We start from the raw sequence: 26,109 nt of genomic DNA on the forward strand, positions 1-26,109 counted from the left end.
TCACGAGAACACGTTCACGATGATCACGTCCACCTTGCAAGCCAGCGCCGCGCGGCCGTCCGCCGCGAAAGCCCATCGCATCATTCTCGCGGCGTCGATCGGTAACGCGCTCGAATGGTTCGACCTCGTCGTCTACGGCTTCTTCGCGGTGACGATCGCGAAGCTGTTCTTTCCGGCGCGCACCGAAGCGATCTCGCTGATGCTCACGCTCGGCACCTTCGGTATTTCGTATCTGATCCGCCCGCTCGGCGGACTCGTGCTCGGTTCGCTCGCGGATCGCGCCGGACGCAAGGCGTCGCTGTTGCTGTCGATCGCGTTGATGATGGTCGGCACGTTGACGATCGCCGTGATGCCGCCGTATGCGGCGATCGGTTTGTGGGCGCCCGCGGGCATCATGCTGTCGCGCCTCGTGCAGGGATTTTCGGCGGGCGGTGAATTCGGCGCCTCGACCGCGTTTCTGGTCGAACATGCGCCGGAGCGGCGCGGCTTCATGGGGAGCTGGCAGTTCGCGAGTCAAGGTCTCGCCACGCTGCTCGCGTCCGGTTTCGGCGCGCTGCTGACGAGCCAGCTCACCGCAGCGCAACTCGAATCATGGGGCTGGCGCGTGCCGTTTCTGTTCGGCCTCGCGATCGGTCCGGTCGGTTTCTACATTCGCCGTTACGTGGACGAAGGCGCGGAATTCGCGGCCGAGCCGAAAGCCCGCACGCCGCTGCGCGATCTGTTCGGTACGCAAAAGCTGCGCATGTTGCTGGCGGTCGGCTCGCTGATCATTTCGACGGCGGCGAACTACATGATCCTGTACATGCCGACCTATGCGATCAAGCAATTGCATCTGCCCGCGTCGACCGGCTTCGCGGCGACGCTTGCGACCGGCTTCGTGCTGACGATATTGACGCCGTTCGCCGGTCATCTGTCCGATTCGCTCGGGCGTATCCGGATCATGGCGTTCGCCGCCCTGCTGATGCTGCTGACGGTGTATCCGGCCTTTGTGTATATGAACGCGCATCCGTCGTTCGCGACGATGCTGCTTGCGCTGATCTGGATCGGCATCTTGAAGGCGACGTATTTCGGCGCGTTGCCCGCGTTGATGTCGGAGATCTTTCCGACGCAGACACGCGCGACCGGTCTCTCGGTCAGCTACAACATCGGCGTCACGGTGTTCGGCGGTTTTGCGCCGTTCGTGATCACGTGGCTGATCGATGCGAGCGGCAATAAACTCGCGCCGGGGTTTTATCTGATGTTCTGTGCAGCGGCCAGTTTGCTGGCGCTTTATGTGGTGCGGGCGAAGCTGAAGATTCGCTGAGCTTCTTCGAGCTTCACCCGCACCGCTAACGCGTCACCAACGCTTCAGGGCGCCGGATTCGGCTGCAATTCATGCAGCGCATCGATTTCCGCGAGGATTTCCGGCGACAGTCTGACGTCGGCGCTGCCGATGTTTTCCTTCAGCTGATCGAGCGAGGTCGCACCGATCAGATTGCTGGTCACGAACGGCCGGCTATTCACGAAGGCCAGCGCGAATTGCGCGGGCGACAGGCCATGACGTTTCGCCAGCTCCACGTACCGCGTGGTCGCCTGCACGGCTTGCGGCTTGCTATAGCGCTGGAAACGTTCGAACAGCGAGATGCGCGCGCCGGCCGGGCGCGCGCCGCCCTCGTACTTGCCCGACAGCCAGCCGAACGCGAGCGGCGAATACGCGAGCAGGCCGACGTTGTCGCGATGCGCGTATTCCGACAGCCCGGCCTCATACGTGCGATTGAGCAGGCTATACGGATTCTGAATACTGACGATGCGCGGCAAGCCGAGCTTTTCCGCCGCACGCAGAAATTGCGCGACACCCCACGGCGTTTCGTTCGACACACCGATGTGACGCACCTTGCCGGCCTTCACGAATTCGGCCAGCACCGACAGCGTTTCTTCGATCGGCACCGTGTACTCGTCGTCGACCCACGGATACGCGGGGCGGCCGAACGTCATCGTGCTGCGATCCGGCCAGTGCAGTTGATACAGATCGACGTAGTCCGTTTGCAGACGCTTCAGGCTGTCGTTCAGCGCCTCGGTGAGGTTCGGCCGGTCGAACTGATTGCCCGCGCCACGAATATGGCGCGGGTTATGCGGTTGACGCGCCGGGCCGGCGATCTTGGTGGCGAGCACGATCTTCCCGCGCGCGCTGCGATGCTGCGCGAGCCACGTGCCGATGAAGCGCTCCGTCGAGCCTTGCGTTTCAGCGCGCGGCGGCACGGGATACATTTCGGCGGTGTCGATCAGGTTGATGCCGTGATCGAGCGCGTAATCGATCTGTGCGTGCGCTTCCTGTTCGGTGTTCTGCTCGCCCCATGTCATGGTGCCGAGACCGATCAGGCTGACCTGCACATCGGAGTCGCCGAGTCTGCGGTATTCCATTGAACTGTCCTGTTGATTGTGTGAACGGAACCGGCGACGTTACCATGTCGGCGAATAGCCTGCAGCGAGGCTAAAATGCACGGGCGGCGAACGTCGCTCGCTGTTGTCCGCTTGCTGCTCTCTTGTTGCGCGTTATTGCCCATTCCCCCGCTCACCGCGTTTTTTTGCCGACCTTTGCACCATGAACCCCGAACACCTCGAACTGCTGGTCACGCGCGTGATGCCCTACGGGAAATATAAAGGCCGCGTGATTGCGGACCTGCCGGGTCACTATCTGAACTGGTTTGCCAGCCAGGGCTTTCCGCCCGGCGAAATTGGCCGGCTGATCGCGTTGATGCAAGAGATCGATCACAACGGTTTGAAGCCGTTACTCGAGCCTTTACGTAAGCGCTGACATCCTTACCCATTCTTCGCGAAACGCTTGCGTGATACGTCGTCGAGTTAAGCATTGAAAGCAGGTTGAAGCACTGCGAAGCCGGATGAAAGTCGTTGCGCAGGCAACGTGCAAGCAATGTAGGCTTGTACAAATTCATACAGACTTTTTCTTGCGCAGCTCGCGTGCGTGGACTTAAATCCGCATGTGCCCTCGCGCAGTCCTGAATGGTTTGACGCGTGGTTTGCACCGTGGTTTGAACACTCCTTCGCACGTGTCATTGCCTGCCTCTTCATGTCTGAATTCAGTCTCTCCGCATTGCTGGAATTTATCGGTCACGACCTCTCGCCCGTGCGTGCGGTCCTCGCGTTTTTTCTGATCGGCTATCTGGTGGTCGGACTGCCCGTGCATTTCCGCCAGGGCGCCGCATCGCGCGATATCTGGGGCACCGCCGCCGGCGTGACCATGGCCGCGATTTATGCGGCGTTTATCATCGGCGTGTACCCTGCTTTGCATCATCCGGGCTTGTTGCATTGAACGCCGACGCGCACGCAGACGCGACGTGCGTGAGCCGTGGCCGTGCCTGCGGCGAGCGCCAGGCAATGAGCTTGTGCGGGTTTGATGGTGACGCGCCGCGCGGCCTGTGAGGGCACGCGGCGTCGGAAGAACAAAACGCGTTAAGCCGGCAAACGACTCTGCGCTATTTGTGCGAGCAACCGGTCCACCGCCTGGTCGACCGGCAAGCGGTCGGATTCGATCACCACGTCGGGTGCGAGCGGCGCTTCGAAAGGATCGGAAATACCGGTGAAATGCGGGATTTCGCCGCGGCGAGCGCGTGCGTAGAGTCCCTTCGCATCGCGCGCCTCGCATACGGCCAATGGCGCGTTCACGAAGACTTCAACGAAGCCTTCGCCGACAATCTCACGCGCCGCGCGCCGATGCTGATGCTCGGGCGAAATCACTGCGGCAATCGCGACAAAACCCTGCTGCATGAAAAGCGCCGCGACGTGCGCGACGCGGCGCAGGTTTTCGGTGCGGTCCTCGTGCGTGAAGCCGAGGTCGGCGTTCAAGCCGCGCCGCAACACGTCGCCGTCGAGCACGATCGACGCCTGCCCCATGTCATTCAAGCGTTGATGCAACGCGTTGGCCAGGGTCGACTTCCCTGCGCCGGATAACCCCGTCATCCAGATCACCGCACCACGCGATACGCTCATGCCGGACGCTCCGGGTGATTTGCATTGACTGTGCCGGGGGCGGCGTTTACTTCGTTCGCCGCCAGCTCCGGACCCAGACCGTCGAACAACGACTGCAGCAACGCTCGCCTCGGCTGCCAGCGCTGCAACGAAGTCTTGTAGATCGGACGACGCACCTGCGCCGCGCTGGCCGTGCTCACCTGACGTGTTGTCTGATGAAACGACAGGCAGCGTTCGTCCCAGTCGAGCCCGCAATGCGCGAGGATGCGACGCACCTGGCCTTCCAGATCGTCGACCAGCTCTTCGTATTTGACTTCGATCATCACGCCCTCGGGTAGCACGCTTTGCCAATGCTTCATCAACGCATCGTAAGCGCGGTAGTAACGGCCCAGTTCGCCGAGATCGTAACCGAACGGCACGTCATGAAAAATTCGCGAAAAAATCGACAGGCAGGTCTGCAACGGCGAACGGCTGCTATGAATGAAGCGCGCGTTCGGCAGCGCCAGATGAATCAGCCCGACGTTGATGAAGTTGAACGGATATTTGTCGACGAAATGCGTATAGCGCTCGCCGCCCGGCATCGCAGTCTGGATTTCCGGCACCGCGTCGTAGATACGCCGCAGGTAGTCCGCGCCGAGCGCGTGCAACGGCGCGGCCTCGGCGTCCGGCAGCCCTTCGATATCGATCTTCAACGGATCGTCCAGGCCGCGATGGATGCCGCTCACCAGCGCCTCGCCGAATTCCGTGCGCTCGCCGGCGCCGAACACCTTCGGATGACTCGCCAGAATCTGTTCGATCAGCGTGGACCCCGAGCGCGGCATGCCGACGATAAAAATCGGCGCCGCCGACGTATCGCCTAATCCGCCTTTGGCCGCCAGCACCTCCGCGCCGAGCATCTGCGGCAAGTGCGAGAACAGGCTCAATGCCTCCGCTTCGACATAACGCACGCCGGGACGGCGCAGCGCATTGGCCATCAGGAACTGGTCGAACGCTTCGTCGTTGCGGCCCATGTCGGACAGCGCCTGACCGTACGCGAAGTGGATCTCCGACTGATTGTCCCGCGTCATCGAATCGGCATGGTTCGCCAGATGCTCCATCGCCGCGAACACCGGATCGTCGACGGCGAGACGTTTGGACTGCACGAAGTTGCGGTAATAGAGCGGCGCCGTCGGCGCGGCTTCGATCGCGTGACGATAGGCTTCGTGCGCTTCGTCGAAGCGGCCGAGCGCGTGCAGACAGTTGCCCAGATTATTGTGCGAACCGTCGGCCTTCGGATTGAGGCGCACGGCTTCGCGATACGCGTCCAGCGCGGGTTCGAGCCGGTGCATCTGCTCGAAGCACCAGCCGAGGCCGTGATACGTGTCAGCGTTGAGCGGATCGAGCGCGGCCGCTGCGCGATACGCCTGCACGGCGTCGGGAAAACGGTTCAGAACGGCGAGCGTCGCGGCGCGGCGCTCATGGACGATGGCGTTGGCGGGGTCGAGCGCGCGCGCGGTGTCGAAGCGCTGCAGCGCGCCTTCGAGGTCGCCGCGCGCGGCGCAGGCTTCGCCTTCGGCGCACCATTCGGATGCGGTAGCCGGTTGTGGATCGTGCTTCATTGACGGCTGTTTCTTTCGCAGGCTGCGCATTGAGCGGTCCTGGGAGTGGGCGGATGCGTCCTCGTCGTTCAGCGCGGCGCGAGAGCAACTCACGCGCTGAACTCGAGGGGTATTGTCTGACGCGAAATTAACAGGCTCGCCATACAGTTACGTTTCGAAATTTTAACTAACTGTTACAACACGAAGTCACGGCGACACTTTGCAAGGCCTCTGCAATGCTTGGCGGCTATGGCGTGGCATCTTTGTCAATGCTTCGTCGATGCGGGCAGCGATCGATCAGCCGTAATCTGCGGACACAAATGACGCTGAACTCCTACACGCGCGATTTTTCTGATTCATATAGCAGGAGCAAATCGCCAGGAGAAAATCGTGAGCAGGCTCATTGCATCGATAGCGCTGTTGGCGGTAGCGGCAACGCTCACCGGTTGTGCGGTCGCACCGCCTTATGGCTATGGGTATGGGTACGCGCAACCGTATTACCCCGACTATGGTTACGGGTACGGGCCGCCGTATGGACCGGTTTATGGTTCGGTCGGAATCTGGGGCGGCTGGGGCGGTTGTTGTTATTACCGTGGTGGTGGCTGGCATGGTCGCGGTGGCTGGCACGGTGGTGGCTGGCATGGCGGTGGCGGTGGCTATCACGGGGGCGGTATGGTGGGTCCCATGGCGGTGGTAGTTCGTGGAGCGGCGGCGGCTCGGGACGGGGGCGTTGAGGCGAGGGTGTTATTGCTCTGCGTTGTTCCGGGTTTTTCCGAGTTATTCGGCAACGCAGACAAAATCGTCAGTCAAGACCGGCGATTTCACGCATTGCGGTAAAATCGGCGTTTTGAATCAAGCCGTTGGCCGCCTCATGTCTTCACCTCAAACTCCCAGTCCCCGCCGCGTATCCGTCGCCCCGATGATGGACTGGACCGATCGTCACTGTCGGTCGCTGCATCGCGTGATCTCGCGCCATACCTGGCTTTACACCGAAATGGTCACGACCGGCGCGCTGCTGCACGGCGACGTGCCGCGCCATCTCGCGTTTACGCCGGAAGAAGCGCCGGTCGCGCTGCAACTCGGCGGCAGCGAGCCGGCCGACCTGGCGCGCTCGGCCAAACTGGGGGAGCAATGGGGTTATGACGAGATCAATCTGAACTGCGGCTGCCCGTCCGAGCGCGTACAACGCGGTGCATTCGGTGCGTGCCTGATGAACGAGCCGCAGCTCGTTGCCGACTGCGTGAAGGCCATGCGTGACGCCGTCTCGGTGCCGGTGACGGTCAAGCATCGGATCGGCGTGGACGCCGTGGAGGAATACAGTTTCGTGCGCGACTTCGTCGGCACGATCGCCGAGGCGGGCTGCCATGTTTTCGTCGTGCACGCGCGCAACGCGATTCTGAAGGGCTTGAGTCCGAAGGAAAACCGCGAGATTCCGCCGCTCAAATACGACTACGCTTATCAGTTGAAACGTGATTTTCCGCATCTGGAGATCATCATTAACGGCGGCATCAAAACGCTCGATGAAGTGGAAACGCATCTTCAGCACGTCGACGGTGTGATGCTCGGGCGCGAGGCTTATCACAACCCGTATCTGCTGGCCGACGTCGACGCACGCTTCTACGGCTCGACGCAAACGCCGCTAACGCGCGAGCAGGTCGAAGCGAAACTGATCGAGTATTGCGCGGCTGAAATGGCGCGCGGCACGTACCTCGGCGCGATCACGCGCCATGCGCTCGGTCTGTATCGCGGCGAAGCCGGTGCGCGTGGATGGCGCCGCGTGTTGTCGGATAGCAAGCGTCTCGCCGCGCGCGATCTGAGCATCTTCGACGAGGCAAGACAGCATCTGCGTGAGCCAGTCGAAATTTTTGAATAAAGGACTAGGCAAACGCCAATCTTGTTCGTATAATCTCGTTTCTTCATCGACGAGCCAGAGTTTTTAGGCAAGTCAAGCAGATGTCAGTGGTGGCTGTAGCTCAGTTGGTAGAGTCCAGGATTGTGATTCCTGTTGTCGTGGGTTCGAGCCCCATCAGCCACCCCAAAGAATTCAAGCAGTAAATAGTTTGACGAACGGCGTTGTGAGAAATCACAACGCCGTTTTTGTTTTGGGTCTCTGAGTCGAAGCCCGCTCTTTATCGGGTGATGACCGCAGTCCCTCCGCTCTTCGCGAGAACAATAAAAAAACCCGCCGAAGCGGGTTTCATTGATGATGCGGCAAGCCGGCTCAGACGAGCCTCACTTCGAGGCGCCTGCCAAGCACGGCGAACGCGGATTCGACCATCTCGATCTTCGACGAATGCCTGAAATTGAGCAGGCGATCGACCTGCACCTGATTCACTTTCAGCCGGCGCGCCAACTCCGCCTTGCGCACGTTCTGCTGCAGCATTTCATTTGCCAGCAGAACTTTTGATGTGACCAGCGCCGGCAGGGTCACGACGTGCTGGCCGCGCTTCGCCCTGGACGGCAACGGAATGGGCCGCTTTTCCGAAACGTAGATCTCAAGTGCCGCTTCCAGCGCGTCGAGAGCCTGCACGATTACATCATCTTCGTTCTCTCCAACGCTGAGCGCTTCAGGCACGTCCGCAAACGTGACGAGAAGCGTGCCATTTGAATCCGGCGTCAGCTCGATGGGATACGACAACATACGATTCTCCAGTGGTACCGCTTCAAGAAAACACAAAGGCCGCGAACGATCGGACCGGTCTGAGCTGCCCCGGCTCATTGGATACCAACTGCTTCTTGATCGCTTCGACAAGGAAGGTACCCATTTCCTTGGCTCCGTGATCGGGAAAAATGGTCGTCTTACCGTTCAGCGTGACCCGATAGTGACTTGAACCGCTTCTGTGCCGCTCGAAGGTCGCACCCTGTTTCCTCAGCCACTTCCTAAACTCGCTGTACTTCATGCTCCCCCTCTCGGTAAGTCAGAGAGAAATTAGTACAACAAATATGTTGTATCAAAAAACTAAAAATGCAACATTAAAGTTGCATCGGATAGATCACGGCAAACAGTTCATGCCGAGCAATGGAGATCGAGCCGAAGTCTCCGCGCAAACCGAACTTGCCACCCGCGCTTTTCGTGCACATCCGCCGATAACCCGCTCCGCGAGCGGGTCTTTCCTCCCCAAACCCGCCCGCCCATCGGGGTCGGAACGTCGCTCGCCCTTCTCCCGCCTGCCTCCGGCCGATTATTTCAATATCGAGAACAGTAATTTCAAATTATCAGCACAAATTCTCGATAGTAGGGGTATACACTGCCTTCCATCGACGTTGCAGACACACCCCACCGGCCCCTGCGACGCCATCCTGAACTGAAGTCGAAACGTTTAACGGAGTCACACCATGAACACCAAGCTTATCGCCGCTGTGCTGGTTGCTGTTTCTGCCTCGATCGCCGCTCCCGCTTTTGCTAGCGGCTACGGCCCGGCACCGTCGTATCGTCCGTCGGTTGGCGCCCCGGCTTCGCAACAAGGCCAGAACGCTCAAACCGTCGCTGCAGAACGCGTTCAATCGGAATCGAACGCTTACGGCGGTGTGAAGAGCGTGTCGTCGCAATCGGGTACGCGTGAAGCGACTTCGGGCCCGCAGTCGGTTTTCTTCGGCCACTAAGCAGTCGTTGTTGAATCTGCTGCCGCCACGGGCAGCAGATAAACAAAACTGGGCGTCGCGCATGATGTATTCATGCCGGCGCCCAGTTTGCGTTTACAGCGGTTAGTGCCGGATTGATGCGGGTTTCACCGCTGTGTCGTCGATCTCGACTCAGCGCCGCATGCGCTGCCGAGGCTAGGCGGCGATGCCCGCATCGATCGTTTCGCGCCCGGCGCGGAAAGCCGCCTCCGCCGCAGCATGTTCGGTCGGCCAGAGACTGTCGATCCGCACGAGCCGCCACTCGATCACCACGGCGCCGCCCCGCAGCACCCGGAAATGCGCTTTGACGCCGGTCAGCACCTGCTCGACCGCAACCTCGATGTCGTAGTCCTGATAGCGCTCCCGGTAATCCCCCATGTCGAGGCCTTTCGGCTCCATGGTCGCCTCCGTGGTGACTCGTGGTGTGAGCTATGGAAATCGGTCCCGGGACGGACGCACGGCCGCACTTCCCCTGCGAGCGCCAGCTCGCGCATCGCGCAACTCCACCCTGACGATCAATCGCAATCGCCCGACAGATACTGCCGGCCGTTGCAGGTGATCTCGACCTCGCCGCTGCCCGCTTCGGTAACCAGGCCGCTCGCCAGCAATTCCGCCGCGACGGCCTGCGCAAAGGCCGGCGCAGGCTGGCCGACGCCGACCTCGTTCAGGCGCCGCAACGCTTCGATCGCTTCGGGACTCAATGATTTAGACATCGCCGTCTCCCGTCGGGATGATCAATTCATCCTAGCAACTTTCAGCGCGGTATGCAGCCATGCGTCGAGGCATAGGGATTGCGTGTGCAGGGTGTCGGATGCGGCACGTCGGACGCGCGCGGAATCCGGCCAGACAAGGCCGGACTCGCAAAGGAGAAGGACATGAAACGAAGCAGATCAGCGGCGTTAAAAATGTTGACCGCAACGTCGAATGCAACGCTAAACGAAGCACTGACCCCCGCATTGAAGGCGAGCATCGCGCTCACGCTATTCGGTTTGAGCGGCCCGCTGACGTTCGCCCAAACGCCTCGGCCCGTGCAAACCGTACAAAGCGTCCAAACCAACCCGCCCCCACACCAGGACAGCAACGCCCCAATGGCCAAACCGCCAGAGGCGGCCTCAGGCTCCGGCGGTTCGAGCAACCCGGACAACATGCCGGTCAAGCGTCCGCCCAAACCGACCAACGACCGGATGATGCGCGAGCCGCCCGCCAGCGGCGCGAACGCGAAATAGCGCGTCCAGCACCGGCCTCAAAGACGCGCGATCGACACCTCCGTCGACTTCACCAGCGCCACCACTTCCGAGCCGACCTTCAGGTCGAGTTCATCGACCGAGCGCGTGGTGATGACCGAGGTGACGATACCGAACGGCGTATCCACATCGACCTCGGATACCACCGGCCCGCGGATGATTTCCTTGACCTTGCCTTTGAACTGATTGCGTACGTTGATTGCGGAAATGCTCATATCGGGTGACTCCAGAGTCCAGAAAAGCGATTGAAAAAACAGGTCAGGCAAGCAATCTCAGACGGCCCAGCGGACCTCGGTCGGCCGCATGACACGGCCTTCGTCACGGACCTCGTAGGCGCGATACGACAGCGCGTCGTCATTCGGCGCGGTCTTCAGCACGCGTTGCAACACATGGTCTTCGAGCGCCGCGAAACCCGCCGACGCACGCGCCCGCGGACGCGCGAGCGGCACCGGTTGATCGAGCGCGATCCGCCCTTCTTCGATCAGCAGAATCCGGTCGCCGAGCGCGACGGCTTCGTGCACGTCGTGCGTGACCAGCAATGCGGTAAAACGATGCTCGCGCCACAGACGCTCGATCAGCGCGTGCATTTCGATCCGCGTCAGCGCATCCAGCGCGCCGAGCGGTTCATCGAGCAGCAGCAATTGCGGACGATGCACGAGCGCCCGCGCCAGCGCGACCCGCTGACGCTGCCCGCCGGAAAGCTGCGCGGGCCAGTCGTCGGCGCGTTCGAGCAGGCCGACTTCGGCGAGCACGGCGCGCGCATCGTCGCGCGCGCTGCGGCCGAGGCCGAGCATCACGTTCTGCAGCACGCTCTTCCAGGGCAACAGGCGCGCGTCCTGAAACATGATGCGAGTGTCGAGCGGGCCGCCGTCTTCGGCGCGTTTGTCGAGCACGCCCACGCTGGCTTTTTCGAGGCCGGCGACCAGCCGCAGCAACGTCGATTTACCGCAGCCGCTGCGGCCGACGATCGCCACGAAACTGCCGCGCTCGATCGACAGATCGAAATCGGCCAGCACCTTGCGCTCGCCGTACTGCTTGCCGACGCCGCGCAACTGCACCGAGTAATCGGCTGACCCTGCGGCGGAATCCGCGTCTGAACCGGCGCCGCCCCCCTCAACCAACCGCGCCACCGCCCCCGCAGCAAAATCACGCACTTCAGCAGCCCCACACGCATCGCCACGCGCCGACACCTCAACAGCACGCACCGCCCCCACCTGAGCAACCTCATGCGACGCATCGTCAAACTCAAATCCCGCCGCTTCCCCAGCATCACGATCGACAACACGCGTTTGCGCCAGCTCAGCTTCGAGATCGCTACCCGCGATCCCGCCAAACGACGCCGAAAGAGTCGTCGCGTTCATCATTTCGCTCCTCGTTGATAAGCCGGATGCCAGCGCAGCGACACGCGCTCGAGGCTCTTCGCCAGCACGTCGGCGAGCTTGCCGAGCCCCGCGTACAGCAGAATGCCGACCACCACCACATCGGTTTGCAGGAACTCGCGCGCGTTCATCGTCATGTAGCCAATGCCCGACTGTGCGGAAATCGTCTCGGCGACGATCAGCGTGACCCACATCAGCCCGAACGCGAAACGCACGCCGACCAGAATCGACGGCAACGCGCCCGGCAACACCACATGCCGGTACAACGCGAAACCCTTCACGCCATAACTGCGCGCCATTTCGATCAGGTTCGCGTCGACCGAACGGATGCCGTGGAACGTGTTCACGTAGATCGGGAAAAACACGCCGAGCGCGACCAGAAATACCTTGGCCTCTTCCTCGATACCGAACCACAGAATCACCAGCGGAATCATCGCCAGCGCGGGGATGTTGCGGACCATCTGCACGGTTGAATCGAGCGCGATTTCGGCGGGTTTGAACAGGCCGGTCGCGAGCCCGAGCACGAGACCGATCCCGCCGCCGATCGCAAAGCCCGACACCGCCCGCCACGTGCTGACCTTGACGTCCGCCCACATTTCGCCGGACTGGATCAGCGACCACGCCGCCTTCACGACCGCGAGCGGTTCGGGCAGCACTCGCGTCGATAGCACGCCGCTGCGCGCGGCGAGTTCCCACGCCAGCAGAATCGCGAGCGGCGCGAGCCATGGCGCGACATGCGCACCGATCCGGCGCAACACGCCGGATCGCTCGCGCGCGTTTTCGTTTTGATCCGCATTCACGGTAGCTTGAGCCATGATGACTTTTCCTGATTGCCGCATCGCCGGATGCGACGGGTGCGCCGGGTGCAAGCGGAGCGCGCCGCGCTCAGCTCGAACTCGCCGCCTTCGGCAAATAGTTATTGCCGACGATCTCGCCGAACGGACCCGACAGCGGTCCATTCGAGGCCTTGTTCTGCCGGTTCGGCAGCAGCGGAAACACCAGCTCGGCGAAGCGATACGATTCCTCCAGATGCGGATAGCCGGACAGAATGAAGGTATCGACGCCGAGCGCGGCGTACTCCTTCATCAGCGCCGCCACCTGCTCCGGATTGCCGACCAGCGCCGTGCCCGCGCCGCCGCGCACGAGGCCCACGCCCGCCCACAGATTCGGATAGACCTCGAGCTCCGCGCGGCTGCCGCGCTTGCCGCCGTGCAACGCAGCCATGCGGCGTTGGCCTTCGGAGTCCATCTTCGAGAACGACGCCTGGGCGCGCGCGATGGTTTCGTCGTCGAGCTTGCTGATCAGTTTGTCGGCGGCGGCCCACGCTTCTTCTTCGGTTTCGCGCACGATCACGTGCAGACGAATCCCGAACTTGATCGTGCGGCCGTGCGCCGCGGCGCGCGCGCGAATGTCGGCGATCTTCTTCGCCACGGCTTCGGGCGGCTCGCCCCACGTCAGATAAGTGTCGATATGCTCGCCCGCCATGTCGTGCGCGGCCGGCGACGAACCACCGAACCACAGCGACGGATGCGGGTTCTGCACCGGCGGATATAACGCTTTGCCGCCCTTCGAACTCAGATGCTTGCCGTCGAAATCGATCGCGTCGTTGGTATGCGATGCGGTGAGCAGCTTGCGCCAGATATGCAGGAATTCGTCGGTGATCTCGTAGCGGGTATCGTGATCGACGAACACGCCATCGCCTTCCAGCTCGGCCGCGTCGCCGCCGGTCACGACGTTGATCAGCAGACGTCCGTTCGACAGGCGGTCGAAGGTCGCCGCCATGCGCGCCGCCAGTCCCGGCGACGAAATGCCCGGACGGATTGCCACCAGAAACTTCAGACGTTTGGTCGCAGCGATCAGGCTCGACGCGACCACCCATGCGTCTTCGCATGAACGGCCGGTCGGCAGCAGGACGCCTTCGTAGCCGAGCGTGTCGGCAGCCACGGCGATCTGCTGGAAGTAGTCGTAATCGGCTGCGCGTGCGCCTTGGGACGTACCGAGATAGCGGCTGTCGCCGTGAGTCGGAATGAACCAGAACACATTCATGTGCTGCTCCTGCTTGTTCGAAACGGGTTTGAATGAAGACGCCGCGGAATCTGTCCGCGCACACGCCGGCCGCGCGCATCCCACGGGCAGCCGTCTGTCAGCGGCCCGGCGATGCAACGCAAAAGAGGATCAAGAAAAAGTGGCGGTAACCGCGCCGGCTAGCGACGACAGCGTCGGCGCGCGTACGCCGGGCGGCGGATGAAGATCGGCATCAGGCAGGACATCGCGACAGCTTCCCTCGACCAGACGTGCGCGTGCTGCGCTCGATTAAATGGGCGACGGTGGCAAACACCGTCTGCATGGAGAAGCAGTCTAGGGATCGGGCCGCGGCTTTTGAACGATTTTTTTTAGCTTAGGTTTTCCACTTTCGTGATTAGCCCGACGTTAAAGCATACGGCTGTTGCGCGCCGTGCACGCAGGAAAGCAAAGGTCCCTAGATATAATGGCGCACGTTTCCAATAACCCGGTGCAGGCCGCGCGAACCGCGCCGCCTGAGCTCTCGCGGTGCACTGCATGCAAAAACTCATCCTGCCGTTCGTCGCCGGTTTCCTGGCTTCCCTGTTCTTTCACGAATCGACGCTGGCGCTGTTGCACGCAGCCGGGCTAATCGACCCGACGGGTTTTTCCACCGCACCGTTTTTACCGCTCGGGCTACCGGAATTCATCGCCAATGCTATCTGGAGCGCATTCTGGGCCGTGCTGATGGCGTGGCTATTGCGCGTCGCGCCGCAACGGCGCGCGCCGTGGGTGCCGGCCTTCGTGTTCGGCGGCATTGCATTGACGGCGGCGAGCGTGTTCGTGGTCGATCCGCTGCGCGGCATCTGGCCGAGCGGCAACATGCTGCCGCGCCTCGCGGTGGCGTTCGCGGCCAATGCAATGTGGGGCTGGGGCGCGCTAGTGTTCATGCGCGCCTTCATGGCGAGTGAAGACGAGGAGTAAGCGAGCTTTAGCGAACCTAGGCGAACCTAACCGCGCAGATCCCGCAACGGGTGTTCGCTCGCGGGCCACGGGCTTTCGAACATCTTGTCCACGTCGGCCGCGCTCACGTCTTCAATACGCGCGAAACGCCAGCGCGGCGCATTGTCCTTGTCGATGATGCGTGCGCGAATCCCTTCGACCGTATCGCCGCGCGTAAAGCACGAACGCGTCAGATCGAGGTCACAGCGCAACACGTCCGCCATCGAAGACTCGGCGCGCGTCACCACTTCCAGCGACACCGCCATCGACAACGGCGAGCGTTCGCGCAACACCGCGATCATCTGTTCGGCCCATTCGCCGCTGTCGCCGTCGCGTGCCTGTTCGAGCGACGCGAGAATCCGCGCGACGTCGGGCAGCGCGAAATGCCGGTCGATCAACTCCCGCGCATTGGCCAGCGACGAAGCCTCGGGCGACGGCACGACCTGATGCGCCAGTGCTTCGCGCTCGACGCACGCCACCACCTCCGCGCCGCGCTCGAACAGCTCGCTGCGCAAGGTGTCGACCAGCGCGGGCAACGCCGAGTCGTCGAGATAAACATCGGCGAGGCCGGCGTACAGCGCGTCCGCGGCGCCGATGGTCTCCCCGCTCACCGCCAGATAGCGGCCGATCGCGCCCGGCGTGCGGGCCAGAAACCAGCTCGCGCCGACGTCGGGAAACAGGCCGATGCGGGTTTCGGGCATCGCCATCTTCGTGGAGTTCGTGACGACGCGCAGGCCGCCGGTGCGATGCGCGCCCTGCGAAATGCCCATCCCGCCGCCCATCACGACGCCGTTCATCAGAGCGATATACGGCTTCGGGTACGTGAAGATGGCGTGATTGAGCTGATATTCCTCGATGAAGAACACGTCGCGCGCGTCATGCTCGCCGCGTTGCGCGGACTCGTACAGAAAGCGGATATCGCCGCCCGCACAGAACGCGCGCGGATGCTGGCTGCGCACCACGACCGCGATCACGTCGGGATTGTCGCGCCACTGGTCGAGCGCCGCGTGCATTGCGCGAATCATGCCGGTCGACAGCGCGTTGAGCGCCTTCGGCCGCTCCAGTTCGATGAAGCCGATGCGATTGGCTACGTAAGTCGCGACTTCGTCGCTGACGGCGGGCGAGGCGGAAATGGACATGGCGTGCTACGCGCGACGGCGCAAATTGAAATGGAACTGAACGTTATCACGCGCTCGCGGCTTTCGGTTTGGCGCGCGGCTCGGGCGTGGGTTTGACAGCGGGTTCGGGAACGGCGCTGGATGGGCCAAACCAGACGTCGAGCGTCAGGTTCAGCACCGTGTCGAGCGGCGCCGTTGGGAACACCGGGCACGTGAGGTTCAGCGCGACGATGCCATGCAAGGTCGCCCAGAAGGCCTCGGCCCATACGCCCACGTCCGCCGATGCGGATAGCCGCCCCGCGGCCTTCAGCTCTTCGAGCGCGCCGAGCATGATATGAAGCGCGGCGGCGCCGGGGTCGTCGTCCGTGTGCGCGGCCGAGTCCAACGATGCGGTCGCCGCCGTGGCGGATTCCCTAGCCGCAGCCTGCTTCTTCGCCGACGACGTCGTTGCATCGTCAACTTCCGCGCCCGCCTCCTCGTCCGCCGACGCTTGCGCCTTGCGGGCCGCCCCACCCAACGCCGCGCCGGTGTAGCTCGGATCTTCCATGAAGATCAACCGGTAAGTCTGCGGATGCGCCACCCCGAACGCGATATAAGCGCGCCCGAGCGCCTTCAGCCGCTCAGCCGGATCGGCGATCCGCGCATGCGGCACGAACGTCTCCAGCAATTGCGCATAACCTTCCTCGCACAACGCCTGCGCGATCTCGTCGCGGCTTGCGAAGTGAAGGTAGAGCGTGGCCGGTGAATATTCGATGGCGTCGGCGATCTTGCGCATGGATAGCGCGGCGAAGCCTTCGCGCATCACGATGCGCCGCGAGGCATCGAGGATGCGTTCGCGCAGTGCCTGCTTCTGGCGGTTCTTTCGTTCAGCGATTCCCATGACATCTATTTTCGGGTTGACAAACTGAAAAGTCAAATTAAACTGAACACTGTTCACTGAACGGTGTTCACTAAATTTTAAGTCATCAGGCAAATTCACTCGCGGCGCGATCTGGCGCCATCTCAAGGAGTCGTCATGGAAGCAAACGGGAAAGTCGGGTTGTTCGGCGCCGCGGGTGCGGCTGGTCAGATCATTGCTGCGGCGCTGAGCGCCGCAGGGCGCGATTACCGCGTGGTCGGCCGCTCGCGTCAGCCGCTCGAGGCGGCGTTTGGCCACGATCCGCACGCCGAAATCGTCACCTGGAATCCGGACGATCCCGCTTCGATCCAGGCAGCCTCCGCCGGCTTGCAAACCGTGATCTATCTGGTCGGCGTGCCCTACGACCGCTTCGCCGAGCATCCGCCGCTGATGGAACGTACGCTCGCCGGCGTGACGGCGGCGGGTGTCGAACGTTTCATTCTGATCGGCACGGTGTACCCGTACGGCCGCGCGCGCAGCAATCCGATTCGCGAAGATCATCCGCGCGAGCCGCACACGTTCAAAGGCCAGATGCGCCTCGCGCAGGAAAAGCTGGTGCTCGCGGCGCACGGCCGCAACGGTCTGTCGACGCTGGTGCTGCGCCTGCCCGATTTCTACGGCCCAGGGATCGAGCGCAGCCTGGTGAACGGCGTGTTCGAAGGCGCGGCCAGCGGCACGCGCGCACAGATGATCGGCCCCGTGGATGTGCAACACGAGTTCATCTATCTGCCGGATGCCGGACCAGTGGTCGAAAAACTCACGCGTACGCCCGAGGCGTATGGACGCTGGTGGCATCTGGCGGGCGCCGGTACGATCACGCAGCGCGAAATGGCGCGGCAAGCCTACGCGCTGGCCGGCCAGAAACCGAAGCTGATGATTGCCGGCAAGACCATGCTGCGCGTACTCGGCCTGTTCAATCCGTTGATGCGCGAGCTGGTGGAGATGAACTACCTGATGACCGAACCGGTCGTGATGGACGACTCGGCGTTGACCGGATTGATTGGGCCGATTGCTAAAACGTCGTATGAGGAAGGCATCCGGCAGACGTTTGAAGCCGCGCGCGAGGCGGCTTCGGCAAAGGCTGCGGCAGGCGGTGGTGGAGCGGCGAAAGCGGCGTGATTCAGGACGGCGGGTTCAAGTGGGAAACCGAACCGCCGCGCTGCTCACCCCGCCATGTTGCCCGGCGGGAAGTGTCCGCTCTTGAGCAGCACGGGCGTGCCGTTACTGATCTGCAGATGCTCGCGCGCCACGGCCTCGATGCGCTCGCGGCCGGCGTCGAACGCGCGCAGCCAGCCTTCGAGGTTTTCGCTGTACGCGCCGAAGTGGTCTTCGAGCGCCTCGACCGAGATCGCGCACGGCACTGGTTCGCCATCCACCAGGGCGGGAAAAACGACGGTGAGATTGGAATCGCGGTAAGCAGGCGCGTCCGCGGGAAACCGAATTTCCATGGTCGCCTCATCAGAAGTATCCGGCGGGAGATCGGGGCCGGCGCGCATCCGCCGGTCCCGGAGAACCCCGCTATGGTACTCGCGCGGCCGGACCATGGTCCAGCCTGCGACGGCCTGCTGTTTCGCGTCGCGCGTCGTCATCAGTGACCTCCGAGCAGCCGGTCGACGTAGTCGCGCGCCGCCTGTTCGACGAAGCCGAGCGCCTCCTCCTCGCTGCCGAAACGCTGCTCGCCGCCGAGTTCCAGCAAGGTCTCGATCCGGTGCGGATCGTCCGGGCCGAGTTCCGCGAGACTCACCGAGCCGATGTAGGTCCCGCCGACGGCATGGGCCGGCGCCGCGTTGGCCGGCACGAGGCGCGCGGCGGCGCTGATGTAATAGCCGCGATAAGGTCCGCTGACCCGTTCAGCCATCTTCGTTCTCCTCGTTGCAGTTGATGTAGCGATTTGTGTCGTCTGGCGTTGGTGCGGACGCCGTGTTGAGCGCATCTAACGCATGAGTGCTCCCGGCGCCCTCTGTATCAATCGCCAACCGGCGAGTAAGTAAGGCGCTTCGCCAGCCGATAAGTTCGCCCCGGCTACACTGGATCGCACTTGTGCCGCGCCGGCCGGTCGAACAGACTCCGCGGCACGATCCGTGCTGACGGGAGACGCCTTTTCGAGTTCAGCGAGCGCAATATGGGAAAATATTTTCTGCGGAACCACGAACTGCCCGAGCCGGATGCGGCGAATCGATGGTTTGCTTACGCCGAAAGCCACGGCATCGACATTCCGAAAGCCATCAGCATCTGGGAAGACGCGGCCACCGTCAGCGGCACAGAAAGCCGCCGGCTGGTCAGCGCAGCGGGCATCACGATCGAGACGCCGTAGGGTTGGCGCCTGGGCCTCTTCCCTCTCCGCCTCGCGCCGATCCGGCGAGCCCCGGACATCTATCTGAAAGGAAACCTCACGATGCAATACATGACGCAATCGCGCCGCGCCACCCACCTCTGCCTGAGCGCCACGCTCGCCATGTTGCGTAAGGTGTCCCTACCCGTCGCGCTACCCGCTGCCGTGTTGCTCGGCATGAGCCTCGCCGGCTGCGCATCGTCGAACACCACGTCGCTGATCAATCTGCCGAACGGCCAGACCGGCTTCGCGGTGAATTGCAGCGGCGCGGACGCCGCGTCGAGCTGGGCCTCGTGCTACGTGCAGGCCGGCAAGGCCTGCGGCGCGACCGGCTATGACATCGTGTCGAAAGACAACGACGAAGGCGGCGCCGCGGGCGGCAGCGTGACGAACGTCGTGTCGGCGAACGTCAAGAACCGCTCGATGATCGTGCGCTGCAAGTAAGCGCCCGGCGTGCCGCCTGTAGAAACGTCAATGCGTCAACGCGTCAATGCGCCTGCATCTTCGAAAAGATATTTAACACCGCGACGCCGGCGATGATCAGCCCTAGCCCGATGATGGCCGGCAGATCCGGCACCTGCCGGTACAGCACCAGCGCGACGAGCGTGATCAGCACGATGCCGGCGCCCGACCACACCGCGTAGACGATGCCGACCGGAATACTCTTGAGCGTCAGCGACAGGCAGTAAAACGCGATGCCGTAGCCGATCACGACAACCGTCGACGGCACGGGCCGCGAGAAACCTTCCGAGGCCCGCATCGCCGACGTCGCAATCACTTCGGCGACGATCGCGATGCCGAGCAGTGCATAAGGAGGCATCCGCATCGCGTCAGGCCTTTGCAAGCGCGAGCTTGCTGTAGTCATGGCCGAGATGCGCGCACAGCGCTTCCACCACCAGCTCATGATCGGCGCGCTGCGGCAGACCGGACACCGTGATCGAGCCGATCACGCCGACACCGGTCACCGTCAACGGAAACGCGCCGCCATGCGACGCGTATTCGCTGGACGGCAACGCGTGCTTGTCGGCCAGCGTGCTGCCGGCCTGCTGCATCTTCAGACCGATCGCGTACGAACTGCGCCGGAAATGCGCGACCGTGTTGCCCTTACGGCGCGCCCAATCCACGTTGTCCGGCGTCGCGCCGTCGAGCAGGCTGAAGAACAGCGGCTGACCGAAGGTGCGCACGTCGATGGCGGCGGCGATACCGCGCGCTTTCGCGACCTCGTGCAGATAGACACCAACCTGCCATGCGCGGTCGGCGTCGAATTGAGGGAACACCAGCGCGTGTTCCTGGGCGGCAATCATCTGCAGATCGTGTGCGATATCCATGGCGTTCGGGGCGAGTAAGAGTTAAGGCGATTCCGGCGTCGAGGCGCGCGTCGATGCATGAGTACGGCCAATGCCGCATACGACGCGCCGCGCGAAGCGAACCTGGATTCTAGCGTAGCGCCTTACGACGGCCTTCCGGCATACGACGCCGGCAATGCGTGCGACGACTTGCGAACGCGTCATCAGGCAAATTCAAGCGCGGAGTGAAGTCGATTCTTAAATAGCTATTGCAGAGGCGTGCTGCGTACGCTATACTCTTTTCTTCGACGGACGCGGGGTGGAGCAGTCTGGCAGCTCGTCGGGCTCATAACCCGAAGGTCGTAGGTTCAAATCCTACCCCCGCAACCATCAAGCATTTAAAGGCCTGATTTCTCACGAAATCAGGCCTTTTCGCTTTTCCGGGCCGGCCTATCGACCTGCGCTGTTCGCATCATTCACTTACGTTCCCGCCTGACTGACTCGCGTTCACGCAGGCACACGAGCCAGTCGATCAATCAGTCGGTCAGACGCAATTCAACAACTACGCGGTGAGCTGCGCATAAAGCGCGTCGTAGTAGTCACGGCAGCTCGCCAGCCGCAACGCCGCGCCCAGCAAAATATCCGCGCCCACCGACGGCGTCTCATTCACGATCGGCACGATCACATTGGCCAGCCAGCCTTCGCCGTGAATCACGTCGATGGTCACATGCTCGTCGTAGTAATCGAGCTCGTTGAGATTGCCCAAGCCGACGCGCCGGCATCCACGCGCCAGCTTTTCGTATTGCGACGGGTCCAGCAACTCCGTCATCGCCATGATGCCCAGCAGCTTGAAGTAGTGACGGCGGTTCAGACAGGTCAGCATGAAGAGGTTGTGGCCAGCCAATCCTTGCCAGCCGAGTTCGCCGGCGTGATTGTCGTGCGCACGGCCCACCCCGACGGTTTCCAGCAGATGCTGGAACAGACTCACATGACTGCGGGCGGCTTCGCCGCGTCCGGATTCGTCCCAGAAGTTTTGCGCGAGTTCTTTGCGCACACCTTCTCTCGATCCAACCATCGAAAACAGCAGCAGATCGAAGAAGCGGATATTCAACGCGCTGTCGCTTTTGAAAAACGCGATCACCTGTTCCCGCGACGCGTCCTTTTCCAGAAAATCGAACAGCGGATGCGCCGCCACCGGATGCCGCGCCCACAGATCCTTCAGCGAGCGCACCATCGCGGCGCTATCGGACGCGCCGGTTTCGATGTCGAGCCGCGCCACTTCACTCTCGATCCACGCACGCTCGATGCGACTGCGAACACGCGTCAACGTCGGATTGAATTGATTCGCCGTACGCGGCGACGTGCCGTCCATCACGTGCAGGTCGTAAAGCGAAAAAAGCGCGTGATGCACTTCCCTCAGCGCCACCGGATCGCGATCGGCAAACGCGCGATTCAGCGCGATCTTCAGTTGGTCGAGAAACCGCGCCTCCCAACCGGGCTCCTGCTCGACCCATTCCTCGAGTTCCGCGCAATCGCACAGCGCGGAAACCGCGAGATCGAGCGGCATCGACAGGACGGACGCCAGAAGCGCTGGCGTGGCGCTGATTCCGTTCATAGGCCAATCCGCCTTATTTTTTGTTTGTGCCTCGTTCATGCTTAACCCCTTCTAGTTTTTGTGGACCCGATCAAAGCGCTCGATACTATAGAACGCGTTCCGTATCGAACATCAGATTGCGCGTGGGATTTCGCACGTCGGACAAAGCCTGGCCGATGGACGGAAATATCCCTTGCGCGGCGTCGGATGCGTTCGCGACGCACGCCGGCGCGCCGAGTTTTCGTGCCTATCGCGAGCCGTCAGGGAAACCTCGGCCCAGTGATAAACTCCCAACACCCTTTCTCGTCCCCATCCTATGAAATTCTGTTCTGTCTGCGGCCACGGCGTCAGCCTGAGCATTCCGCCGGGCGACAACCGCGAGCGCTTCGTCTGCGGCAGTTGCGGCACGGTGCACTATCAGAATCCGCGCAACGTGGTCGGCACCGTCCCGGTCTGGGACGACAAGGTGCTGTTGTGCCGTCGCGCGATCGAGCCGCGCTACGGTTACTGGACGCTGCCCGCGGGCTTCATGGAGATGGGCGAGACCACCGCCGAGGCCGCCTCGCGCGAAACGCTGGAAGAAGCCGGCGCGCGCGTCGAGGTGCAGAGCCTGTTCTCGCTGCTGAACGTGCCGCACGTGCATCAGGTGCACCTGTTCTACATGGCGCGGCTGCTCGATCTCGACATTGCCGCCGGCGAGGAAAGCCTCGAAGTCAAACTCTTCGAGGAACACGAAATTCCGTGGGACGAGATCGCCTTCCCCACCGTCGGCCAGACCTTGCGTTTCTTTTTCGCGGACCGTGCCGCCGGCAGTTTCGGCCTGCACACGGGCGACATCTTCCGCTCGCTGCGCGAAGGTTGAGCGGCGCCCATGGTGCCCTGGCTCGGACCTGACGATCCGTTTCCCTCTGTCGAGCGCGCTCTCGGCGCCGCCAGCGGCGCGCCGGGGCTGCTGGCCGCCAGCGCCGACCTGCTGCCGTCGCGGCTGATCGACGCTTACCGGCGCGGCATTTTCCCGTGGTACTCGGACGGCCAGCCGGTGCTGTGGTGGAGCCCCGACCCGCGCATGATCCTGCGACCCGCCGAATTCAAACTATCGCCGTCGTTGCGCAAGACGCTCAAGCGCGTGCTGCGCGACGACGCGTGGGAAATCCGCGTCGACCATGATTTCGCTGGTGTGATGCGCGCCTGCGCGCAGGCGCCGCGGCGCGGTCAGCGCGGCACGTGGATTACCGCGGACGTGGTCGAAGCGTATTCGTCGCTGCATCGTGTCGGCGATGCGCACAGCATCGAAAGCTGGTTCGAGGGCAAGCGCGTGGGCGGTTTGTACGGCGTCTCGTTCGGCCGGATGTTCTTCGGCGAATCGATGTTCGCGGAAGTCACGGACGCCTCGAAGATTGCGTTGTCCGCGCTCATCGGCCATTTGCGAAGCCATGACATCGAGTTGATCGATTGTCAGCAGAACACGTCGCATCTGGCCTCGCTCGGCGGGCGTGAAATCGCGCGCAAGGCGTTCGTCGCACATGTACGCGCAACGGTCGGCGCACCGCCGATTCCGTGGCGCTTCGACAAGGCGGTGCTGTCGGAACTCGTCGCGAAGCAGTCTTATTTGTAGTCCCGCGTGTCGACTACCTTGGTGATTTTCCAGGCGCCATCCACTTTGCGCAGGAACACCACGTTGGTCTTTTTGTCCGTCGATCCAAACGTCACGGGGACAAGCGCCACGTCATCCAGCATGATCGCCGGGTGAGGAACGATATGCGCCGTCCAGTCAGCTTCGTCGAAGTCCTGGACATTGGTGAAATATTCGGCGTCGCCGGGCAGGCTGCTGGTCTTATATTGCGTTCTCAGCAGATTAACCGTCGGTTTTGAGACGTATCGATAAATCTCTTTGCTCATTAACGGATATCCGCGATCTTCAGCGTCCTGCCTGATAAACCAGGCGTAAAACGCTTTGACACTCGCCTCAGGCGACCCCGGTTTTTCCTCCGCAAATGCGGTCGGCAAAAACGAACCTGATGAAAAAATAAAAGCAGTAGTTAAGAATACCAAGACTTTTCTCATCGATTCCTCAGTCGTGTCGATACATCTTGTAGCGCGGCTGCGCTGTGCGATACGCTGGACCCGGATAAAAACCATGCAGCTGTCTGAAGTCGGATATCCATATCTGTCCGTCGTACATCGCCATATGACCGTCATCATGCCCGGCGATCGGCTGGATCACAATTACATCGCCTTTTTTCGGCACTCCGCGCAATACAGGGTAAAACCCGGCACAGACGAGGGATGCACCGTAATTGTATGCGGAATGCGTGTGTATCAACATAATGCCGCCGCGTTGAATCGCTTCGCGGACATATCGAGCACAGCGGCCGTGACTAGTTGCTTCTGCATGCGATTGCAAGTAGATCACCGCAGCCGATTTATCCCAAGGCATTCAAGCGCCCTCACAGTTGAAAGCTGAATGCTAACGCGCCATGGGATCGCAGGTGGTTACTGTGACATCTTTTGACAAAATCAGCGGCATTTCATACACCAACCAAACAAATAGATAGCAAATATTATATATAATCACCCATCATAATAATAAAAAAGTGATAAGTGACGACTAACATCAAAACCAGAAATACAGACGGACTCGAAAAAATGCCGGAATTAATTGATTCCGTCAGCACCGCAAGCAGCCCTCTTCGTCCCTGATGCGCCGTCTGGCCACCCACCATCGCTTCTGCGACAGCAGCGGCCAACAGCCGACACCGTTGCCCCGCAAGATCCCAAGCGACCAACGCCCGCGCGCCGCCATCCAACGATCTCCTGCCATCAGGCACAACACGGAGAAACAGCCCGCCCGCATCCGCAATATACTTATCGCTACAACTCGCGCCGCCCGTTTGATGATTCAATACCCGAGCTTCATCGTCGCAGCCCCGCGAAAATTTTCGTGTTACCGTTTATGCAAGCTTTCCGGCGCGCCCCGCTGCCGACCGGCCATGCGAAACGATTGATTGACCAGGCAACACCCGCGCTGGCGCCGACAGACAGTCAGCCGGGAAGAATCAGGCCGAATCCGGATCCGTCGCCTACCGAGCCACGGGTCATGAGCCGCAAGGCTCGCCGGGTTTGCATTACCAGAGACGCTTCGAGAGCTGCCAACGTGACTCATCCCAACGAGCTGCCTCTTTCACCGCTTTCCGCGCTGCAATTTTATGCAACGGCGCCCTATCCCTGCAGCTATCTGGATGGCCGCATCGCGCGCTCGCAGGTCGCCACGCCCAGCCACCTGATCAATTCCGACGTCTACACCGATCTCGTCAAGGCCGGCTTCCGGCGTTCAGGCGTGTTCACCTACCGCCCGTATTGCGACGGCTGTCGCGCCTGCGTGCCGGTGCGCGTGCCGGTCGACCAGTTCGAGCCGAACCGCACCCAGCGCCGCGTCTGGAAAAAGCATGGCCAGTTGATCGCGACCGTCGCGCCGCTGCACTACGACGAAGAACACTACGCGCTCTATATGCGCTATCAATCCGCGCGGCATGCGGGCGGCGGCATGGACCGCGACAGCCGCGACCAGTACGAACAGTTCCTGCTGCAAAGCCGGATCAACTCGCGGCTGGTCGAGTTTCGCGAACCGTGGCCGGATCAACCTGACGTGCCCGGCATTCTGCGCATGATCAGCATGATCGATATCCTCGGCGACGGACTTTCGTCGGTCTATACGTTTTTCGAGCCCGGCCTGGAGCACACCAGCTTCGGCACCTACAACATCTACTGGCAGATCGAACAGGCGCGCAGCCTGAAGCTGCCGTACGTGTATCTCGGCTACTGGATCCGCGAAAGCCCGAAGATGGCGTACAAGGCGAATTTCCGGCCGCTCGAAGGCTTGATCGACGGTGCGTGGCACGTGCTCGACCCAGACAGCATCGACTTGCCGCCCGTCGATCTGGCGATCCACGGCCGGCGCGGACCGCTGCGGCCCTGATCCTGCCAGCGGGTTAAGGCCCGGAGTACACCTCCGGCTCCGCCCGAGTTACGCACCCGGGAACGCCAAACCCGCACCCCACCCTTCGCTCCGCTTTCAATCAATCTCATTAAAG

At 62.1% G+C, this 26,109-nt stretch carries 34 protein-coding genes and 2 tRNA genes; 15 read left to right on the forward strand and 21 right to left on the reverse strand.

The features are described 5' to 3' along the window. The first annotated feature begins 19 nt into the window (after positions 1–19). Positions 20–1,303 carry an MFS transporter gene (locus tag FA94_RS10705; RefSeq protein WP_035550616.1) on the forward strand — a complete coding sequence of 428 codons (1,284 nt, stop codon included), beginning with the start codon at positions 20–22 and terminating at the stop codon, positions 1,301–1,303. A gap of 44 nt (positions 1,304–1,347) precedes the next feature. On the opposite strand, the gene FA94_RS10710 is transcribed toward FA94_RS10705, so the two are convergent. After that, entirely contained in the window at positions 1,348–2,400 is a 1,053-nt protein-coding gene (locus FA94_RS10710; protein ID WP_035550619.1) for an NADP(H)-dependent aldo-keto reductase, read from the reverse strand. Positions 2,401–2,581: 181 nt separating this feature from the next. On the opposite strand from FA94_RS10710, the gene FA94_RS10715 reads away from it, so the two are divergent. Both FA94_RS10715 and FA94_RS10720 read left to right on the forward strand, forming a co-directional pair. Then, complete coding sequence (locus tag FA94_RS10715) at positions 2,582–2,794, forward strand: DUF3820 family protein (protein WP_035550621.1); 213 nt, start codon at positions 2,582–2,584, stop codon at positions 2,792–2,794. Between the two features lie 168 nt (positions 2,795–2,962). Beyond that, complete coding sequence (locus FA94_RS10720) at positions 2,963–3,310, forward strand: hypothetical protein (protein ID WP_231584920.1); 348 nt, start codon at positions 2,963–2,965, stop codon at positions 3,308–3,310. Between the two features lie 140 nt (positions 3,311–3,450). Here the strand turns inward: FA94_RS10720 and cysC are convergent, their stop codons facing one another. Together cysC and FA94_RS10730 are read right to left on the reverse strand one after the other, a co-directional pair. Beyond that, a complete protein-coding gene (gene cysC, locus FA94_RS10725; RefSeq protein ID WP_035550626.1) occupies positions 3,451–3,987 on the reverse strand; it encodes an adenylyl-sulfate kinase in 537 nt (178 codons plus the stop codon). Beyond that, positions 3,984–5,564, reverse strand: a complete 1,581-nt coding sequence (locus FA94_RS10730) for a tetratricopeptide repeat-containing sulfotransferase family protein (RefSeq protein WP_051981200.1) — start codon at positions 5,562–5,564, stop codon at positions 3,984–3,986. Before FA94_RS10730 ends, cysC begins: the two co-directional genes overlap by 4 nt. Before the next feature lie 850 nt (positions 5,565–6,414). On the opposite strand from FA94_RS10730, the gene dusA reads away from it, so the two are divergent. Continuing rightward, the gene (gene dusA / locus FA94_RS10740) at positions 6,415–7,416 is read left to right on the forward strand and encodes a tRNA dihydrouridine(20/20a) synthase DusA (RefSeq protein WP_035561839.1); all 1,002 of its coding nucleotides are present in this window, start codon (positions 6,415–6,417) and stop codon (positions 7,414–7,416) included. 89 nt (positions 7,417–7,505) lie between these two features. Next, positions 7,506–7,581 (forward strand) — tRNA-His (locus FA94_RS10745). Positions 7,582–7,764: 183 nt separating this feature from the next. Here FA94_RS10745 and FA94_RS10750 read toward each other — a convergent pair. Then, entirely contained in the window at positions 7,765–8,184 is a 420-nt protein-coding gene (locus FA94_RS10750) for a type II toxin-antitoxin system HicB family antitoxin (protein WP_035550630.1), read from the reverse strand. Between the two features lie 22 nt (positions 8,185–8,206). Further along, positions 8,207–8,443, reverse strand: a complete 237-nt coding sequence (locus FA94_RS10755) for a type II toxin-antitoxin system HicA family toxin (RefSeq protein WP_081935862.1) — start codon at positions 8,441–8,443, stop codon at positions 8,207–8,209. A gap of 436 nt (positions 8,444–8,879) precedes the next feature. On the opposite strand from FA94_RS10755, the gene FA94_RS10760 reads away from it, so the two are divergent. After that, positions 8,880–9,146 carry a hypothetical protein gene (locus FA94_RS10760; RefSeq protein WP_035550634.1) on the forward strand — a complete coding sequence of 89 codons (267 nt, stop codon included), beginning with the start codon at positions 8,880–8,882 and terminating at the stop codon, positions 9,144–9,146. Positions 9,147–9,320: 174 nt separating this feature from the next. Here FA94_RS10760 and FA94_RS10765 read toward each other — a convergent pair whose 3' ends face one another. Then, positions 9,321–9,563: a hypothetical protein gene (locus tag FA94_RS10765; RefSeq protein ID WP_035550636.1), complete on the reverse strand. Its 243-nt coding sequence runs from the start codon at positions 9,561–9,563 to the stop codon at positions 9,321–9,323. Positions 9,564–9,679: 116 nt separating this feature from the next. After that, positions 9,680–9,877, reverse strand: coding sequence for a hypothetical protein (locus FA94_RS10770; RefSeq protein WP_035550639.1), 198 nt, complete (start codon positions 9,875–9,877; stop codon positions 9,680–9,682). Positions 9,878–10,069: 192 nt separating this feature from the next. Here FA94_RS10770 and FA94_RS10775 point away from each other — a divergent pair, with 192 nt between their 5' ends. Beyond that, positions 10,070–10,390, forward strand: a complete 321-nt coding sequence (locus tag FA94_RS10775; RefSeq protein ID WP_051980522.1) for a hypothetical protein — start codon at positions 10,070–10,072, stop codon at positions 10,388–10,390. Between the two features lie 17 nt (positions 10,391–10,407). Here the strand turns inward: FA94_RS10775 and FA94_RS10780 are convergent, their stop codons facing one another. The 4 genes from FA94_RS10780 to ssuD form a co-directional block, all read right to left on the reverse strand. Then, positions 10,408–10,623, reverse strand: a complete 216-nt coding sequence (locus FA94_RS10780; protein ID WP_011488137.1) for a TOBE domain-containing protein — start codon at positions 10,621–10,623, stop codon at positions 10,408–10,410. 57 nt (positions 10,624–10,680) lie between these two features. Further along, positions 10,681–11,769: an ATP-binding cassette domain-containing protein gene (locus FA94_RS10785; protein ID WP_035561845.1), complete on the reverse strand. Its 1,089-nt coding sequence runs from the start codon at positions 11,767–11,769 to the stop codon at positions 10,681–10,683. Beyond that, entirely contained in the window at positions 11,769–12,602 is an 834-nt protein-coding gene (gene ssuC / locus FA94_RS10790; protein ID WP_035550642.1) for an aliphatic sulfonate ABC transporter permease SsuC, read from the reverse strand. The genes FA94_RS10785 and ssuC overlap by 1 nt, the downstream gene beginning before the upstream one ends. Before the next feature lie 70 nt (positions 12,603–12,672). Further along, positions 12,673–13,833 (reverse strand): FMNH2-dependent alkanesulfonate monooxygenase, encoded by a 1,161-nt coding sequence (gene ssuD, locus FA94_RS10795; RefSeq protein ID WP_035550644.1) that lies wholly within the window; start codon positions 13,831–13,833, stop codon positions 12,673–12,675. Positions 13,834–14,346: 513 nt separating this feature from the next. Between ssuD and FA94_RS10805 the strand changes: the two genes are divergently transcribed. Then, positions 14,347–14,772: a hypothetical protein gene (locus FA94_RS10805; RefSeq protein WP_035550647.1), complete on the forward strand. Its 426-nt coding sequence runs from the start codon at positions 14,347–14,349 to the stop codon at positions 14,770–14,772. Between the two features lie 26 nt (positions 14,773–14,798). Here the strand turns inward: FA94_RS10805 and FA94_RS10810 are convergent, their stop codons facing one another. Then, a complete protein-coding gene (locus FA94_RS10810) occupies positions 14,799–15,929 on the reverse strand; it encodes an enoyl-CoA hydratase/isomerase family protein (protein WP_035550650.1) in 1,131 nt (376 codons plus the stop codon). 46 nt (positions 15,930–15,975) lie between these two features. Further along, a complete protein-coding gene (locus FA94_RS10815; RefSeq protein ID WP_035550652.1) occupies positions 15,976–16,788 on the reverse strand; it encodes a TetR/AcrR family transcriptional regulator in 813 nt (270 codons plus the stop codon). A gap of 135 nt (positions 16,789–16,923) precedes the next feature. On the opposite strand from FA94_RS10815, the gene FA94_RS10820 reads away from it, so the two are divergent. After that, positions 16,924–17,925, forward strand: coding sequence for an NAD-dependent epimerase/dehydratase family protein (locus tag FA94_RS10820; protein WP_035550653.1), 1,002 nt, complete (start codon positions 16,924–16,926; stop codon positions 17,923–17,925). 44 nt (positions 17,926–17,969) lie between these two features. Here the strand turns inward: FA94_RS10820 and FA94_RS10825 are convergent, their stop codons facing one another. Both FA94_RS10825 and FA94_RS10830 read right to left on the reverse strand, forming a co-directional pair. Beyond that, positions 17,970–18,395 (reverse strand): DUF1488 family protein, encoded by a 426-nt coding sequence (locus FA94_RS10825; protein WP_231584924.1) that lies wholly within the window; start codon positions 18,393–18,395, stop codon positions 17,970–17,972. Further along, complete coding sequence (locus FA94_RS10830) at positions 18,395–18,664, reverse strand: hypothetical protein (protein ID WP_035550656.1); 270 nt, start codon at positions 18,662–18,664, stop codon at positions 18,395–18,397. Before FA94_RS10830 ends, FA94_RS10825 begins: the two co-directional genes overlap by 1 nt. 264 nt (positions 18,665–18,928) lie before the next feature. Between FA94_RS10830 and FA94_RS10835 the strand changes: the two genes are divergently transcribed. Together FA94_RS10835 and FA94_RS10840 are read left to right on the forward strand one after the other, a co-directional pair. Further along, a complete protein-coding gene (locus FA94_RS10835; RefSeq protein WP_035550659.1) occupies positions 18,929–19,120 on the forward strand; it encodes a hypothetical protein in 192 nt (63 codons plus the stop codon). Between the two features lie 81 nt (positions 19,121–19,201). After that, positions 19,202–19,582: a hypothetical protein gene (locus FA94_RS10840; RefSeq protein ID WP_035550662.1), complete on the forward strand. Its 381-nt coding sequence runs from the start codon at positions 19,202–19,204 to the stop codon at positions 19,580–19,582. 43 nt (positions 19,583–19,625) lie between these two features. On the opposite strand, the gene FA94_RS10845 is transcribed toward FA94_RS10840, so the two are convergent. Beyond that, complete coding sequence (locus FA94_RS10845; RefSeq protein WP_063771821.1) at positions 19,626–19,958, reverse strand: DMT family transporter; 333 nt, start codon at positions 19,956–19,958, stop codon at positions 19,626–19,628. Positions 19,959–19,968: 10 nt separating this feature from the next. Continuing rightward, a complete protein-coding gene (locus tag FA94_RS10850; protein ID WP_035550668.1) occupies positions 19,969–20,466 on the reverse strand; it encodes a heme-degrading domain-containing protein in 498 nt (165 codons plus the stop codon). A 271-nt stretch (positions 20,467–20,737) separates the two neighbouring features. Between FA94_RS10850 and FA94_RS10855 the strand changes: the two genes are divergently transcribed. After that, positions 20,738–20,814 (forward strand) — tRNA-Met (locus FA94_RS10855). A gap of 172 nt (positions 20,815–20,986) precedes the next feature. Here FA94_RS10855 and FA94_RS10860 read toward each other — a convergent pair. Beyond that, the gene (locus FA94_RS10860; protein ID WP_051980523.1) at positions 20,987–22,039 is read right to left on the reverse strand and encodes an iron-containing redox enzyme family protein; all 1,053 of its coding nucleotides are present in this window, start codon (positions 22,037–22,039) and stop codon (positions 20,987–20,989) included. 295 nt (positions 22,040–22,334) lie between these two features. Here FA94_RS10860 and FA94_RS10865 point away from each other — a divergent pair, with 295 nt between their 5' ends. Both FA94_RS10865 and aat read left to right on the forward strand, forming a co-directional pair. Next, positions 22,335–22,880, forward strand: a complete 546-nt coding sequence (locus tag FA94_RS10865; RefSeq protein WP_035550671.1) for an NUDIX hydrolase — start codon at positions 22,335–22,337, stop codon at positions 22,878–22,880. Positions 22,881–22,889: 9 nt separating this feature from the next. Next, the gene (aat, locus tag FA94_RS10870) at positions 22,890–23,633 is read left to right on the forward strand and encodes a leucyl/phenylalanyl-tRNA--protein transferase (protein WP_035550673.1); all 744 of its coding nucleotides are present in this window, start codon (positions 22,890–22,892) and stop codon (positions 23,631–23,633) included. Here aat and FA94_RS10875 read toward each other — a convergent pair. The 3 genes from FA94_RS10875 to FA94_RS10880 all read right to left on the reverse strand — a co-directional run bounded on the left by FA94_RS10875 (position 23,624) and on the right by FA94_RS10880 (position 24,921). Further along, positions 23,624–24,082 carry a DUF3828 domain-containing protein gene (locus tag FA94_RS10875; RefSeq protein ID WP_035561856.1) on the reverse strand — a complete coding sequence of 153 codons (459 nt, stop codon included), beginning with the start codon at positions 24,080–24,082 and terminating at the stop codon, positions 23,624–23,626. The two genes, aat and FA94_RS10875, sit on opposite strands and share 10 nt — an antisense overlap. 7 nt (positions 24,083–24,089) lie before the next feature. Continuing rightward, a complete protein-coding gene (locus FA94_RS37925; protein WP_081935865.1) occupies positions 24,090–24,455 on the reverse strand; it encodes a CHAP domain-containing protein in 366 nt (121 codons plus the stop codon). Between the two features lie 124 nt (positions 24,456–24,579). After that, positions 24,580–24,921, reverse strand: coding sequence for a hypothetical protein (locus FA94_RS10880; protein WP_156126609.1), 342 nt, complete (start codon positions 24,919–24,921; stop codon positions 24,580–24,582). A gap of 251 nt (positions 24,922–25,172) precedes the next feature. Between FA94_RS10880 and FA94_RS10885 the strand changes: the two genes are divergently transcribed. After that, a complete protein-coding gene (locus tag FA94_RS10885) occupies positions 25,173–25,994 on the forward strand; it encodes an arginyltransferase (RefSeq protein ID WP_035550679.1) in 822 nt (273 codons plus the stop codon). Positions 25,995–26,109: the final 115 nt, after the last annotated feature.

Source organism: Burkholderia sp. 9120 (genome assembly GCF_000745015.1).
Classification (GTDB): Bacteria; Pseudomonadota; Gammaproteobacteria; order Burkholderiales; family Burkholderiaceae; genus Paraburkholderia.